Source organism: Empedobacter tilapiae, assembly GCF_004785645.1.
Classification (GTDB): domain Bacteria; phylum Bacteroidota; class Bacteroidia; order Flavobacteriales; family Weeksellaceae; genus Empedobacter; species Empedobacter tilapiae.
Genome location: NZ_SRPE01000006.1, coordinates 25402 through 40068 on the forward strand (window position 1 = coordinate 25402; position 14667 = coordinate 40068).

Consider the following 14667-nt stretch of genomic DNA (forward strand, 5'->3'; position numbering starts at 1 on the left):
CAATATTCTTTAAAAGATATTTATACTTTTACGGAAATAAAAACTATGAAAAAGTATTTATTGATTGTTCTCTTATTAATTAGCTTTTTATCTTTTGGTCAAAAAGTTCAAATTTTATCTGGAAGTACTGATTTTTTGAAAGATCAAAAAAGTATTAATGTAGAACTTCTTTTTAATGATGTTAAGTTTTTTGAAGAGAATAAAACTGAGACAGAATATTTAGAAAAAAGAGAAAAAGATATTCTAGATAACCCTAAAAGAGGTGAAAAATTTTGGAAAGATTGGATTACAGCTTGGAATGAAAATAAGAATGTAACATTTTTAGATAAATTTATAAAAGGAACAACAAAATCAAAAAAAATAAATTTTGTAAAAGATTCATCCGTAAAATATACTTTAATTATTAATTCTGAATGGATTTATCCTGGTTATCATGCTGGTATTGCCATTGAACCTGCAAAACTTAGTACAACTTTAAAATTTGTAGAAACTCAGAATCCTTCAAATATTTTATTAATAATGAAAACTGATAAGATAAAAGGAACTGCTGGAAAAAATGATTTTGTAATGGAATATGGAAGAATTGCTTCTGCATATGAAAAAACAGGACAGTTAATTGTAAAAGAAATCAAATAAAAAGGGTAAGCTTAAAAGCTTACCCTTTTTATTTGATTTTTATTTTCCACATTCCTCTCAAATCTCCTAACTTATAATTAACAGCTAGATCATTTGGATATTTGTCTTTAATATTTTTTTGAGTATTTCTTTCAATATCAACACTACTTCCGTGACATTTCACACAAGCAGGAACTCCTAAAATAATTGGTTTGTAGTAATAAACTTCATTATTGTTTTCTGTTAAAAGAAATTCTTTTTCATTTTGATTAATTCTTTGCCAAGCTATTTTATCTACATCTGTTTTGATTACATTATTTGGATTTCTATTTTTATCACTTAATCGTTGAATTCTTATTTGATTTGTTTTCGAAATGGAATCTGTTAACGAAATTGCTTTTGTATTACAAAATTCTACTGCATATTCTGTTCCTCCTGTTTCTATTGCAGAAGCTACATTTTCTAACAAAATTTTTTGTGCTTTATTAGAAATTTCATTCCCAAATTTTAAACTTTCTATTTTTTCTTCCTCTGTTAATTCAATTCCTTTATCAGTTTTTGAACAAGAGAAAATAAATACTATTAAAATAAAGGAAACTAATATATATTTCATAGGTTAAAGTTTAGATTATAGTTACTCGATTATTGGAATTAATTCTATTTCTGTTCTAATAGAGTTTGTTACTAAACATGCTGCTTTAGATTTATCCAATACACGCATTAATTTATCTGACTGTTTTTCTTTCTCTTTTAATTTTACAGTTGGTTTTATCACAGCTTGCGTAATTATAAATTTTCCTTCAACTTTTTCTAATTTACAAATTGTATTACATTGAAATTTAGAAAACTCTATTTTAAAATTTTCAGCAACAGCTAAAAAAGTAGCCATAAAACAACTGTTTATAGCAGCTGCAAAAAGATGTTCTGGTGACCAAATGCCTTCAATTCCATTTACAAACTCTGGCGGCGTTGCGCATTCAATCGAATCATTTAAAACTGGAGAAGTTAGTTTCCCTTTACGTCCTTTATTCCAATTCAAATCTACTTCATAATAATGTATCTGTTCCATTTTCATAATTTTACATCAAACTTATATGAAAATCAAAACTTTAAAAGTAACATTGGTTACTTCTAATCTAATTATTTTTTATATTATTAACAATAAAGGCTGTTTAAAAAAACAACCTTTATTAAAACTTACAATAGTATAGTAAATTAATACTTCAATACTTTTTTAGATATTGTTTTACCATTAGAATAGATGTTTAAAATATAAACACCATTTACTAATCCATTTAAATTCACTTTTATTTCAGCACCTGCTGTAACATTAGATTTCATTTTTTGACCTGCCATATTAAATAATTCAATTGATGCATTTTTATCAATATTTTTAATTGTCACGTAACCTTTTGTTTTCGTTGGGTATACTAAAATTTCTTTAGAATTATCAAGTTCAGATATTCCTAATGAAGTATTTGAATATCCACTTAAAATGAATGAGATAGCTCTATCTTCAATCTTTCTATCATGATTTACTAAATTTCCTTTATGTGAAATTTCTATGCGATATTTTCTATCAGCAATAGGATTTTCTACCAATACTTGTTCTGTATTATCTACAGTATTATCTCCTTTTAAAGCTGGTGAACGAGGATGATCTGCATCTAATTTCCAAGGATAATAAACTTGATTTGTTTCTGTATCTATAACTCTTAAATCAAAATCGTTTACTAATTTATTTGCATTATCATTTACTAATCTTTCATAGATTAGATTAGATCCGTCATCTTCTACTATATTTGCCGCAGGATCAATCCAACTAATTGAAGCTTTTAATGGAGTTTTCTCTTTTCCATATACTTCGTATGTTATTTTATCTCCATTTTTAAATACAAAACGTTCAAATTTAGCTTCATCATTTGAAGCATCAAGTAATAAATCTGCCGCTGCTTTAGCATCGATTACTCCCCATCCTGCAAAAACATCAGGTCCTGGGTACAATCCAGATTCTTGTGCTGTATGTGTAATTAAATTTTTTGCTTCATCAGCAAACAACTCTATAGTTTCATCTTCTTTTACCAAGCGTTGAAAATTAACTAATGCACCGATTACACCAGCTACTAAAGGAGAAGAAAAAGATGTTCCTGAATTGTATTTATATGATTTCATGTCATTCGCATCTTTTGAATTGATTGTTGGCATATAAACATTTGTTCCTACAGTAGAAACATCTGGTTTAATTGCTCCATCTTTTCGAGGTCCAGCTGAAGAATAATTAGAATATTGTATTTTATCAGCAGTTGTATAACGGTAATCATCTTCTTTTTTTAAATGATCAATTGCTCCAACTGTAATAATATTTTTAGCTAATGATCCAAAATCAATACATGCTTTTTCTAATTCACAATTTCCTGTAGGAAGCGCATCTAATTGTAGCAGAATCATTTACTTCTCCAATTTTTTTTGAATAAGATTTACCATCTATATCAATCGAAGAAAAAGATTTAGGAGTTCCTAAAACAACATTTGTTGCATTGTCTCCAAAACTATTTCCTGCTGATTTAACTATTATATGATTTGGTTCAGAATCCACTAATAAATCCCAGTTATAATCGGATGTAAAATATGTTCCTGAATATGTTTTAGAGCCATCAGTTAAAGGTTCAATTGGTAATGGATAAGTAACTATTCCAAAAAGCATTGCAATAAAATTACTTGCTGAATAACCCAAATTTGTACCATATGAATGATTCGAAAGCTTATATTCAGAAGCTAACGTTTTTTGAAAATAGTTACCTGATTTCTCTGTAGTAGAAAATGAATAACTTCTAAATTTAGTTTGTTGTAAAACTCCTCTTGCGCTATCTATTATCCCTGCAGCTCCCATAACTCCTGCAACCTCTGTAGAGTGGTAATGATATCCTATAGTATCATTTGTTACTTGACCTCCACTTATTATTTTTTCTCCTATATCAATAAGCTTAATACGATCTGCTGTATTTGTAAATTCTTGGTGATTAATTACTCCACCTCCGTCAACAATAGTAATATTAATATCTTTTCCTGTCACTGGAGTTGTAATATTACCTACTTGTCCGTTGTACAAATAATCTACATTAGCTGCCTTATTAGCTTTAACATCATAAACCTTTTCGTAGATAGGCGTTTTTCCAATAAAAGCAGAAACAACTTTTGCTTCCTTTGCTTCTTTATCCAATTCCTGAGTTATAAACTCTTCTGGAGAAATAAGAATATTATTACTTTTTAAATAAGTATCAAGTAGTTTATAATCTTGAGTTGTCAATTCTAAATTAACTTTTTTTAGAGGAGCTAATCTTAATTGTTTTTGTAGTACCTCTTGTTTCTTTGCTTCCAGAATTTGCTCAATTTTGGAATGATTCTGTGCATAAACCGAAAGCGAAAAAGCTAACGGAATTACTAGTAAAATCTGTTTCATAAAATAGTATTAATGTTAAATTTATTTTTTCTTTGAGTTTTATTTTTTTATTACTTTTGATATTTCAGATTTGCCATCTAGATATACTACTCTTATCAATTTCTTTAGAATTTTGTTTTCCTTTGATTAACTGACCATTCAAATTAATTATTTCTATAGAGGTTATTATATTTTTTGTATAGATTTTCACAGTTGATGTTACAGGATTTGGATAAATCTTAAATGTGATAGGATTAATTTCTTTCGTTGATAAAGTTGACAAAACATCATATACTTTTGAAAAATCTGGATAACCATAACCAATATTATTTTTATGTGATGGAAATAAATGTCCTGATTCTCTTACAATTTGTTTTAAAGTTTCTAAAGGTACTTTTGGAAAAGCTGACATTAAAGATGCCATTGCTCCAGCTATTGTAGGAGATGAAAATGAAGTTCCTGAACTAAGTTTATAGGTTCCTTGACTTCCAATTGTTTTAATTGATACTCCAAGTGCTGATACATCTGGCTTAATCGATCCATTTGCATTTGGTCCATAAGATGTTGTTCCTGAACCAACATTTGTATTTAAAATATTACCAATTGTAAAAACTTCCTCTGGATCAGATGGAAAACCAATTTTTTTCCATTTTTGTAATGCATAATTTCCTGCAGAAACAACTAACATAATTCCTCTACTTGTTGCTATTTTAGCACCTTCTGATATAAAAGCAGTTGTTCCATCTAAATCATCAATCGAGTAATTATAACGCGCATCATCAAAATCATCATATCCTAATGATGAATTTATTACATCAACTCCAATACTATCTGCTCTCTCAGCTGCTTGAACCCAATACATCCATTCTTTAAGTGTTTCTTCTGAAGTATCTTCAGTTACATATAAAGAATAATTAGCTTCTGGAGCTGCTCCAACATATTCCCCATTTAAATTGACTGCCATTGTTGATAAAACAGTTGTTCCATGTTCATGTTGTTGATAAACATTTTTCGTTTTTGCAACAAAATTATATACGTCTTTTATCCTCTTTTCTTTAAAAATATGTTTAAAAGGTGTTATTGTATCTGCTCCTAAAAATCCACCATCTATAACTCCAATATGCATAGATTTCCCTTTAAATCCTTTTGAATGAATTACATCTAATTTTATTTTTTTTATAAAATTATCACTTTCACCATATACAATATCTTTATTCACAACTCGTTTATCCTGTGATGATTCTTGTAAAATTTTATCAGCAGATTCATTTCGAACTAATGATTTTACTTCAGAAACAAAACTTAATTTTTTAAGTTCATCTATAGCTGAAATATCATCAATTGAAACTAATAAGCTATTCAACCACTTTGAATGTCCATTATAAACCAAATTTATTTTCTTAATTTGATTAAGTCTTTCATTAGAAATAGGAATATCTTTTTCATCTAACTGAATTCCATATTTAATCCTTCTATCTAAACTTTCTTGAGAAAGCATCTTCAAAGGATTTGAATAATATTCTTCAGTATTTTCTTTCTTATTTAGTTGAATGAGATAATAATCTTGTGCATAAAGATTTACAATACCTAATAAGATAAGTATAGCTAAATAAATTTTTTTCATAGAAAATAGTTTATGGATAATACAGAGAAAAATAAATTTTCTCTGTATCTAATTCTTTCAATTGAATCAAATGATTCAATGAAAAAAAATTCTATTATTTTTTGATAAATTTTCTATTGATTTGTACTCCTTCGATATTAGCTTGTACAATGTAAACTCCTTCTTTCAATCCTTGGACATCTATTTTTCCTGAAGAAGCTTCTCTTATATATAATAATTGTTTACCTGTTAAATCAAAAATTTTAACTTCTTTTATAATTGATTTTGTAGAAAAGTTAATAAAGTCCGAAGTTGGATTTGGATATACCTTATTTTCAACTTTATTTAATTCTCCAATGCTTAAACTTAATGATTCAATTTTTATATTATCAATCATTAAAGTCCACATAAACTTATCTGAATAGCAATGAAATCCAAGATTATACTCACCTGTCTCAGTTGCTGTATATTCAACTTCAACAGTTTCATATTTATTATCCGCTGTAAAAAACTTATCTTTTTGTAATAAGATAGTTGTTTGATCAGCTATAGTAGCTCCTTTACCAATAGTTAATTTGTAACTTTCAGACATTCCTGCACTTTTTCCAGCAGTTCGGTGATCATAAGAAATTTTAATTTTTTGACCAGCTGTTAATTTTATTGGTCTCGAAAACATCCAAGTATTTGCAGGATCAGTAGACGAATAATTGTAACGCATATAGTACTCTCCTTCAGAAGGTCCTACTTGAGGTCCTGTAAATTTTACCCTTTCCCAAATTTTTCCAGTACCATTATTAATAGTAGTCCAACCATCTAAATCTTCTGTCTCAAATCCATAGGCATAAGGTAGAGTTATTTCTTGAATTGATTTTTGTAATAAAACTGTTTGTTTTTCTGTAGCTACATTATTGTTAATTTGAGCATAGGCACAAAAAGACAACATTGAAAGCAAGGTAGTAAATGTAGATTTCATATCTTTAAAATTGTTAATTAGTGTTACTAAGTTAAGGCTATTTTTTTAATAACCAAATATTTACAATTAACAACATCTTTTATATTTATTATAAATAAGCATTTTATTTACCTTATTTTTTCTATTAACAATTTTATAAATAGGACACAAAAAAAGCAGTTTCAAAGTTTTGAAACTGCTTTTTTTTATAATAATTCGATATTTTCTTCTTTTAATTTTTCTTTTACTTTTCCATCCCAAATACTCGCTTGTACTTCGCCAATATGTCGAGATTTCAACATAAACATACACATACGAGATTGACCAATTCCTCCTCCAATTGATTCTGTTAACTGATCATCTAACAACATCGAGTGAAATAATAAATTTTTACGATCCAAAGAATCTCTAATTTCTAATTGTTTCGTCAAAGCTTCTTTATCTACACGAATTCCCATCGAAGATAATTCAAAAGCAGATTCTAAAACAGGATTCCAAACTAAAATATCTCCGTTCAAACCTCTAAAACCAGCACTATTTTCTGTGCTCCAATCATCGTAGTCAGCAGCGCGTGCATCATGCAATTCTCCGTTACTCAATTCTCCTCCAATTCCATAAATAAAAACGGCTCCAAATTCTTTACAAATTTCATTTTCACGTTGTTTTGACGTAAATGTTGGATATTTTTGTAGTAAATCTTCAGACGAAATAAATGTAATTTGTTGTGGTAATACAGCTTTCAATTGCGGATATTTTGCCTCTACATTTTGCTCCGTTTGTTTGATAACTTCATAAATCGATTTTACTGTCGAAAAAAGATAATCCAATTGGCGATCTTGAGCCACAATTACTTTTTCCCAATCCCACTGATCTACATAAATAGAATGAATTGGTGAATAATCTTCGTCTGGTCGCAAAGCGCGCATATCTGTTATAATTCCTTCGCCTGGTTCAATTTCCAATTCTTTCAAACGAATACGTTTCCATTTCGCCAAAGAATGTACAACCACCGCATTTTTATCATTCAAAGATTTTATAGGGAACTTTACAGGTCTTTCGATACTATTCAAATCATCATTAATACCTGTTCCATCCAAAACTACCAATGGTCCAGAAACTGGAATAATGTTTAATTCTTTTTGTAATCCTTTCGAAAATTCTTCTTTTACAAAAGAGATTGCTTGTTCTCTACGTAATAATGCTCTGCTCATCTTTTTAATCTTTAAATGATTTCTTTTTTTAACTGATGTAAAAGTAGAACAGCTTCTATCAATAAATTTACTATTGACTTAAATTGGTTTAAAAATATTTAATTTTAAATACAAAATATTATTTACACTTAAATATTTAAACTTTATAAATGATTTAAATTTAATTTTTAAAATAAAAATCGATCAACTCTTACAAATTGACCGATTTTGTATCTTATATAGATGTATAAAATTATCCGTTATATGAACAGGCAATTTTATCTACGCGACCTTGGTGACGACCACCTTCAAATTCTGTTGCTAAAAATGTATTCACAATTTCTTCTGCATATTCATACGCAATAAAGCGTGCAGGTAAAGTTAACACATTTGCATTATTGTGTTGGCGAGCTAACTTGGCAATATCCGTCATCCAGCATAATGCAGCACGAATTCCTTGGTGTTTATTTGCAGTCATTGTAACGCCTTGCGCACTACCACAAATCAAAATTCCGAAATCTGCTTTTCCATCTTCTACAGCTTGTGCCGTTGGGTGTGCAAAATCAGGGTAATCAACACTCGCTGTTGAGAACGTGCCAAAATCCTCAACCTCAAGACCTTGACTTGTTAAAAAGGGTACTAATTTCTCCTTATAATCGAACCCAGCATGGTCCGCTCCGATTGCAATTTTCATTTAATTAACAGGTGTTTTTGTTGTTTTTGTTTAAATAATTGTAAATCAAATGTTAAGTAAACGTAACAAGTTGTTAAAAGATGATTGAATAAAACTAATAACTTTTCGAGAGAAAAATTTGGAAATCTGATTCAAAAAATCAATTAGAAATAAATCAATACAAGTCAAGTAAAAGTTTTCATTTTGGCATAAAAGATTTACACACCATTATGAATAGTTTTCACAAAACTTCTTTTTAACAAAAGTTGTTTATCAACCAAAATGATAAATTGTTGATAGAATATCTAACTCTTTCATTACAAAACAAAATTACAAATAATAGCTTGTTAATTGCTATTAAATAAAATTTATCTCACTTTAGTTATCCACATATTAACAGTGCTAATAATAGTAACATTTTTTTCTTTTTTTAAAATTTAAAAATTAATTAAATTATATATATTATTATGAATTGTTAATAGTTGAAAATTGTGTTGAATGATTTTGAGATCAAAAATGAAACTTTGATTACTTTTGTGAGGTACAAATTTCAAACAAACTATGAAAACAATAAACGACTACAATTTTGAAAACAAGAAAGCATTAATTCGTGTTGACTTCAATGTTCCGCAAGATGAAAACTTAAATGTGACAGATGATACACGTATTAAAGCTGCCAAACCAACGATTGATAAAATATTGAAGGATGGTGGAGCTGTTGTGTTAATGAGTCATTTGGGACGTCCTAAAGGCGAATTTAATGACAAATATTCATTGAAACATATTGAATCAAAAGTTTCAGAAATTCTAGGCGTTGATGTGATTGTTGCAAATGATGTTATTGGCGATGATGCGAAACAAAAAGTTAGCAATCTAAAACCAGGCCAAGTTTTATTATTGGAGAATGTTCGTTTCCATAATGAGGAAGAAGCTGGAGATAAAGACTTTGCAAAAGCATTGGCTCAATTTGGAGATATTTATGTGAACGATGCTTTCGGCACTGCACACCGCGCACATGCTTCGACTGCAATTATTGCTGAATTTTTTCCAGAAAACAAATGTTTTGGTTTGTTAATGGAACAAGAATTAACAGCTATTAACAAAGTGTTAGCTAATGGAGAAAAGCCTGTAACAGCAATACTTGGCGGTGCTAAAGTATCATCTAAAATTACAATTATCAACAATATTTTACCAGTTATTGATAACTTGATTATTGGTGGAGGAATGACATATACTTTCGTAAAAGCAAACGGGGGAAAAATAGGTAATTCATTGGTTGAAAATGATAAATTGGATTTAGCGAAAGAAATTTTAGCTGAATGTGAAAAACATAATGTAAAAGTTTACTTACCAATAGATAATTTGATTGCAGATAATTTCAGTAATGATGCAAATACGCAAGTAACAAATGTTGGAGAAATTCCTGACAGTTGGATGGGAATGGATGTTGCTGATGAAACAATCAAACAAAATGCAGAAGTAATTAAAAACTCGAAAACAATTCTTTGGAATGGTCCTTTAGGTGTTTTTGAAATGTCAAATTTTGCAAAAGGAACAATCGCTTTAGGTGATGCAATTGCTGAAGCTACTGCAAACGGTGCTTTTTCGTTAGTTGGTGGTGGAGATTCTGTTGCATTCGTAAAACAATTTGGTTACGACGACAAAGTAAGCTACGTTTCTACGGGAGGTGGAGCTATGTTAGAGTCTTTAGAAGGTAGAGAATTACCAGGAGTTGCTGCAATTTTAAAATAAGACAACAATTTTTTAAGATAAATGAAAGCTGAGCATTTGCTCGGCTTTTTTTGTGACTTATTGTCAAGCTAAATTTATTTTCAGCTTCTCAGCTTTTGAAATTCTAAAACGAGTTCAGAATGAGCTTAATTTAGTTTTACAATTGTTAATAGTAATTACTTGTTATTTAATAAATTAACTACTTATCAACTGAGTTATAAAAAAAATGTTTATAGCTTAATTAATTACTCAAATTGTTAATAGTAAGCTTTTCAAAATAAATAAATTAAAAAGTTATGAATAGACTTTATTAAAACTTGTGAATAATGATGATTTTATAACTGAATTGATTTGATAAAGTCAAAATTGTTAATAGTAAGAAATTGATAAATAGTAAATTAAAAAGTAATTAAGATAATTTATTAAAAATTGTTGAAACTGAAATTTCCCTACAATTAGCCATTTTATTTGTAGAAAAGGATTGTTATATTCGTAAAGATTTAATAATCAATCTATGAATGAATTTACTCAACGACTGAACGAAGTAGAAAATCATTTGCAGCACAATGATCTTTATTTGGGGTATCGCCGATTAATTGATTGCGTGTTGGATTTTGGAGAAAAATCTTTTTACAAAGAGATTATCTCATATTCAGATCTTTATTACAATGAAAATTCTACGAGCGATAATAAAGCAAAGAAAGCTTTAGAATTGGTGGAAAAATTGAAACAAGTTCCTCCTCCGTCTTTTCAAAAAGAGGAAACGTTGATATCAACCAACAATGTTGAAAAAGCTTATCATCGTAGAAATTTTAAACTTCATCCGATCACTTTCGATTTAAAATCGCGTGAAGTTGTTGGTTTGGTTGGAGAAAATGGAAATGGAAAAACAACTTTACTTCGATTAATTTGTGGCGAATTGAAACCAACTTCTGGTGAAATAAATTATCATTTTTCGAATGCAAAACCTTTTAGTTTCGAGTTAAAAACCAAATTGGTTTATGTGCCACAACGAATCGAAGTTTTATATGGTTCGTTGATGGAAAATCTACAATTCACATTAACTTGTTATGATATTTATAGTGAAGAAAATAGGTTGTTAGCAAATGTAATGTTGGCGCGCTTGGGGCTTTGGCCATACAAGGATTTGCAATGGAGACAATTGTCGTCTGGTTATAAAATGCGCTTCGAATTGGCACGAACGTTATTGCGTCGTCCAAAAGTATTGTTGCTAGACGAACCTTTGGCGAATTTGGATATTTTGGCACAACAAATTATTCTTGAAGATTTGAAATTTTTATCACAATCTATTCGTAATCCTTTTGGTGTTATTTTGAGTTCTCAACAATTGTACGAAGTTGAAAAGGTATCGACAGAAGTTCTTTTTTTAGAGCAAGGAAAGCTTAAAATACAAGGAGATACAAATGAATTGGAAGGTGATTTTACGATTGTTGAAATTGATATTGAAAACACAAAAGAAGAGTTATTAACAGCTTTATCCAAAATAGAAATTAAACAGATAAAATTCAATGGAGGTTCGTATATCGCGTATTTTGATAATAAAATCTCGATGAATAATATTTTGTCAGAAATAGGAAAATCATCATTGAAAGTTAAATACATTCGAGATATTTCGAAATCAAGTCGCCGCTTTTTTGTCAATTAAACCTAACTTACTATGTTCAAAAAAATAAATCAAACTTTAATTACAAAATATCCCTTGATTTGGAATCTGAAATTTATTTGGATTTTGTTGACGGTTTTAGTTTTCAACTTTATTGCATTTATCAATGGATTTTTATTTTTCAATAAAAAATCTCAGTTACAAGAAAGTGGACTTTATGAGGTATTTTTCAATACTGGAATTGCAATTTATTATGTGTTAATTGGTGTAATTATTGGTGTAATTTGGCTTTATTTTTATATTAAAAATAATCGATTCAAATCCAATTATCCAACCTCAAGAAATTATTTATTTAAAGAATTTTTAGCTGTTTTCTTCATTATATTTTTGATGTTTTATGTTCCAAATTCATTCAAAACTGGTTTGAAATTACGTGTTTCAAATTATATGAGCGAAGAACAATATTTGAAAGATATCAATATTATTAATAGAACGCAAGGTTTTACACTTCAACCAGAATTTGGGTACGATAATTATTCGAGAAATTTGTCTGTTCCAGCTTTTGATTCATTGGTTTCGGAAAAAGAAACAAGAGAATTATATGAAAAAAATAAGAGAGATTATTTAAGAGAAAATCCAACATATTCATATAATTCTTTTTTGGAACCGTATTTTAGAAATCCTGAATTTGAAACGTTATTACAAGATTATTTTCCTGAAAGATTTAGTTATACTAAAATTTATTTTAATCAAACTTATCAACCTTTAAAAACTACAGATTCATTTCAAGAAGAAATGGCTTATCCAGTTGCTGTGGATTCATTATCTATTTTAGATTCTGTTTCGTATGCAAATACTGTAAATGCTTCTGGAAAACCAGATGTTTATTACAATTTAGCGAGTTTGTATAGTTATAGCTCACTTGCATTTGAAAATCCGAAAGATTCTACATTAAATCATCAATTTTACGATGAACAATGGATTGCTTTATTACAAAAAAATGATCGAAAAGCAATTGAAAATTTATTGAATAATTATACCGATTTACTAAAAAAGCAAGAAATTGGTTATCAGTTTAAACATAAAAATTGGATTGATTATTTGCCTCAATATCCATATTATTTTATTGATCATATATTAAATAGTAGAGAATTAGTTGCAAAAGATCAATCTAAAAGTAAAACAGAAGATTACATCAATCAAGATAGTTTGAACAAAGTTTATGAAAATATTGAATTTGCTAAATACAATTCCACTTGGTTAGAGCATATTCAATACTATTTATTAATTGCTTTAATACTTACAGTTCTTATTATTACATTCCGATTTAGTTCGTTCAAAGTTTGGTTAATTTCATTAATTGGAGCAGGAATTTTGGCAATTTTAGGAAGCGTTTTCGGAATTTCTATCGATGCAAGTATTGGTTATACACAATTTACGCCTTACATTATTTTATTTGTTTTTTACGTTGCATTTATAGCGATTACACTGATTGGTTTACGTTCCAAAAAATATAAAGTTTTAACAGGAGTTAATCTTAATTGGTTTGTTGCTACTAATATTTTTATCGGAATAGTGATGCTTAGTTTTTATACAGATTTTCGATCAGAAATGTTGTATGATTCAACCAATCAAATAAGTATTTATGAACTGAGACAAACAAATAAAGAATTGTTGATGTTGCAACAGTTTGCAGAATTTTTTCTTTACATCAATCCAATTTTATATTTAATAAGTTTTTATTTCATTATCAATCTTTACAAAAAATGGCAAGCAATGCCAGAAGAATAAAAAAAAGAAAAGCGAGCTATTTTATTAGCTCGTTTTTCTTTGCAATAAAACTCTCATAGAATTTTTTGAAACCATGATGATTAATCAAATAGAAATATTTTGGGAATAATCTATTCAATTCGTATTGAATTTGTCTTGGAAATTTAGACTTTCTTAAACTGCGATCAATCTGAATTTGTGTTTCTACAGGAGCTGGTTTTACTACTGATGGAAGAAGATTATAAATTCTTAAATCAAATTCCCAAGCATGCTGTAAATCACAATCAATTGGACGTTGTATTGTAGGAAGTGGTCTTTTAATTTTATTCAAAAATTTTTCTGCTGCTTTTCTTGTCCAAATTGCTGCAATTGTTGTGATAGGAATACTCGTTCCACAAGCTGCAATAATATACTTTTCGTCAATATCTGCTATTTTGATATGTTTTCGTTTTCCATTAAACAACTTCAAAACATCCCATTGATCTTTTGTTGGAAGTTTATGATAATTTGAAAGTGAATTTTCTACAGCAGATTTAAAATCATCAGACAAGATTGCATCATCTTCAATAATTAGAGCAAACCCATTTTCAGAAGCTATAAAGGTTTCTAAAGTTTTAACATGACTTAAATAACAACCAATTTCTCCAGGAACTAAATCACGATCATATTTATTCTTCACTTTGTAGGTTGATGAATCAAGTATTTTAGCATCTACGGCTGAAATTCTTTCATAGGAAATCTGACACTTTTTAAACTCATTTTCCATTAGCTTTAATCGTTCATCTGCTCGATCAAGGTTAATCAAATAAGTTTGATATTGTTGTAAATTTTTCATTCAAAATATTATAACTACAAAAGTAATCTATTTTTGGCTCAATTTTCGCAATAAATCAAAACGTTACAAGTAATCTTATCCTTTCCGTAACATAGAATTGGCTGTAAATTGTTATTTTAGAAAAAGGATATATTACCTTTGCAGTGGTTATGTTGTTTATTAACATCTTATCAATAGTTATTAAAAATAATTTAATAATCAAATACTTAAGATGTTTATTTATTAACTATTTTAA

The 14667-nt window shown here is 28.5% G+C and carries 13 protein-coding genes; 4 read left to right on the forward strand and 9 right to left on the reverse strand.

The genetic code is table 11. The features are described from left to right. The first annotated feature begins 45 nt into the window (after window positions 1-45). Window positions 46-636, forward strand: coding sequence for a hypothetical protein (locus E4J94_RS09180; protein ID WP_135835523.1), 591 nt, complete (start codon window positions 46-48; stop codon window positions 634-636). A gap of 28 nt (window positions 637-664) precedes the next feature. On the opposite strand, the gene E4J94_RS09185 is transcribed toward E4J94_RS09180, so the two are convergent. From E4J94_RS09185 to rpiB, 8 genes are all read right to left on the reverse strand, one after another. Further along, window positions 665-1228 (reverse strand): Tll0287-like domain-containing protein, encoded by a 564-nt coding sequence (locus tag E4J94_RS09185; protein ID WP_135835524.1) that lies wholly within the window; start codon window positions 1226-1228, stop codon window positions 665-667. Window positions 1229-1249: 21 nt separating this feature from the next. Next, window positions 1250-1684: an OsmC family protein gene (locus E4J94_RS09190; protein ID WP_135835525.1), complete on the reverse strand. Its 435-nt coding sequence runs from the start codon at window positions 1682-1684 to the stop codon at window positions 1250-1252. Between the two features lie 146 nt (window positions 1685-1830). Then, on the reverse strand, window positions 1831-3063 hold the full coding sequence (locus E4J94_RS09195; protein WP_135835526.1) for a S8 family peptidase: 1233 nt from the start codon (window positions 3061-3063) through the stop codon (window positions 1831-1833). Continuing rightward, window positions 3020-4075 (reverse strand): S8/S53 family peptidase, encoded by a 1056-nt coding sequence (locus E4J94_RS09200; RefSeq protein WP_135835527.1) that lies wholly within the window; start codon window positions 4073-4075, stop codon window positions 3020-3022. The genes E4J94_RS09195 and E4J94_RS09200 overlap by 44 nt, the downstream gene beginning before the upstream one ends. A 64-nt stretch (window positions 4076-4139) precedes the next feature. Beyond that, complete coding sequence (locus tag E4J94_RS09205) at window positions 4140-5678, reverse strand: S8 family serine peptidase (RefSeq protein ID WP_135835528.1); 1539 nt, start codon at window positions 5676-5678, stop codon at window positions 4140-4142. A 94-nt stretch (window positions 5679-5772) separates the two neighbouring features. Continuing rightward, complete coding sequence (locus E4J94_RS09210; protein ID WP_135835529.1) at window positions 5773-6630, reverse strand: T9SS-dependent choice-of-anchor J family protein; 858 nt, start codon at window positions 6628-6630, stop codon at window positions 5773-5775. A 185-nt stretch (window positions 6631-6815) separates the two neighbouring features. After that, a complete protein-coding gene (gene asnA / locus E4J94_RS09215) occupies window positions 6816-7820 on the reverse strand; it encodes an aspartate--ammonia ligase (RefSeq protein ID WP_135835530.1) in 1005 nt (334 codons plus the stop codon). 232 nt (window positions 7821-8052) lie between these two features. Next, window positions 8053-8493: a ribose 5-phosphate isomerase B gene (gene rpiB, locus E4J94_RS09220; protein WP_135835531.1), complete on the reverse strand. Its 441-nt coding sequence runs from the start codon at window positions 8491-8493 to the stop codon at window positions 8053-8055. Between the two features lie 540 nt (window positions 8494-9033). On the opposite strand from rpiB, the gene E4J94_RS09225 reads away from it, so the two are divergent. From E4J94_RS09225 to E4J94_RS09235, 3 genes are all read left to right on the forward strand, one after another. Next, the gene (locus E4J94_RS09225) at window positions 9034-10224 is read left to right on the forward strand and encodes a phosphoglycerate kinase (protein WP_135835532.1); all 1191 of its coding nucleotides are present in this window, start codon (window positions 9034-9036) and stop codon (window positions 10222-10224) included. A gap of 493 nt (window positions 10225-10717) precedes the next feature. Then, window positions 10718-11869, forward strand: coding sequence for an ABC transporter ATP-binding protein (locus E4J94_RS09230; RefSeq protein ID WP_135835533.1), 1152 nt, complete (start codon window positions 10718-10720; stop codon window positions 11867-11869). Between the two features lie 12 nt (window positions 11870-11881). Then, complete coding sequence (locus E4J94_RS09235; protein ID WP_135835534.1) at window positions 11882-13618, forward strand: hypothetical protein; 1737 nt, start codon at window positions 11882-11884, stop codon at window positions 13616-13618. A gap of 16 nt (window positions 13619-13634) precedes the next feature. Here the strand turns inward: E4J94_RS09235 and E4J94_RS09240 are convergent, their stop codons facing one another. Then, window positions 13635-14432, reverse strand: coding sequence for a glycosyltransferase family 25 protein (locus E4J94_RS09240; RefSeq protein ID WP_135835535.1), 798 nt, complete (start codon window positions 14430-14432; stop codon window positions 13635-13637). Window positions 14433-14667: the final 235 nt, after the last annotated feature.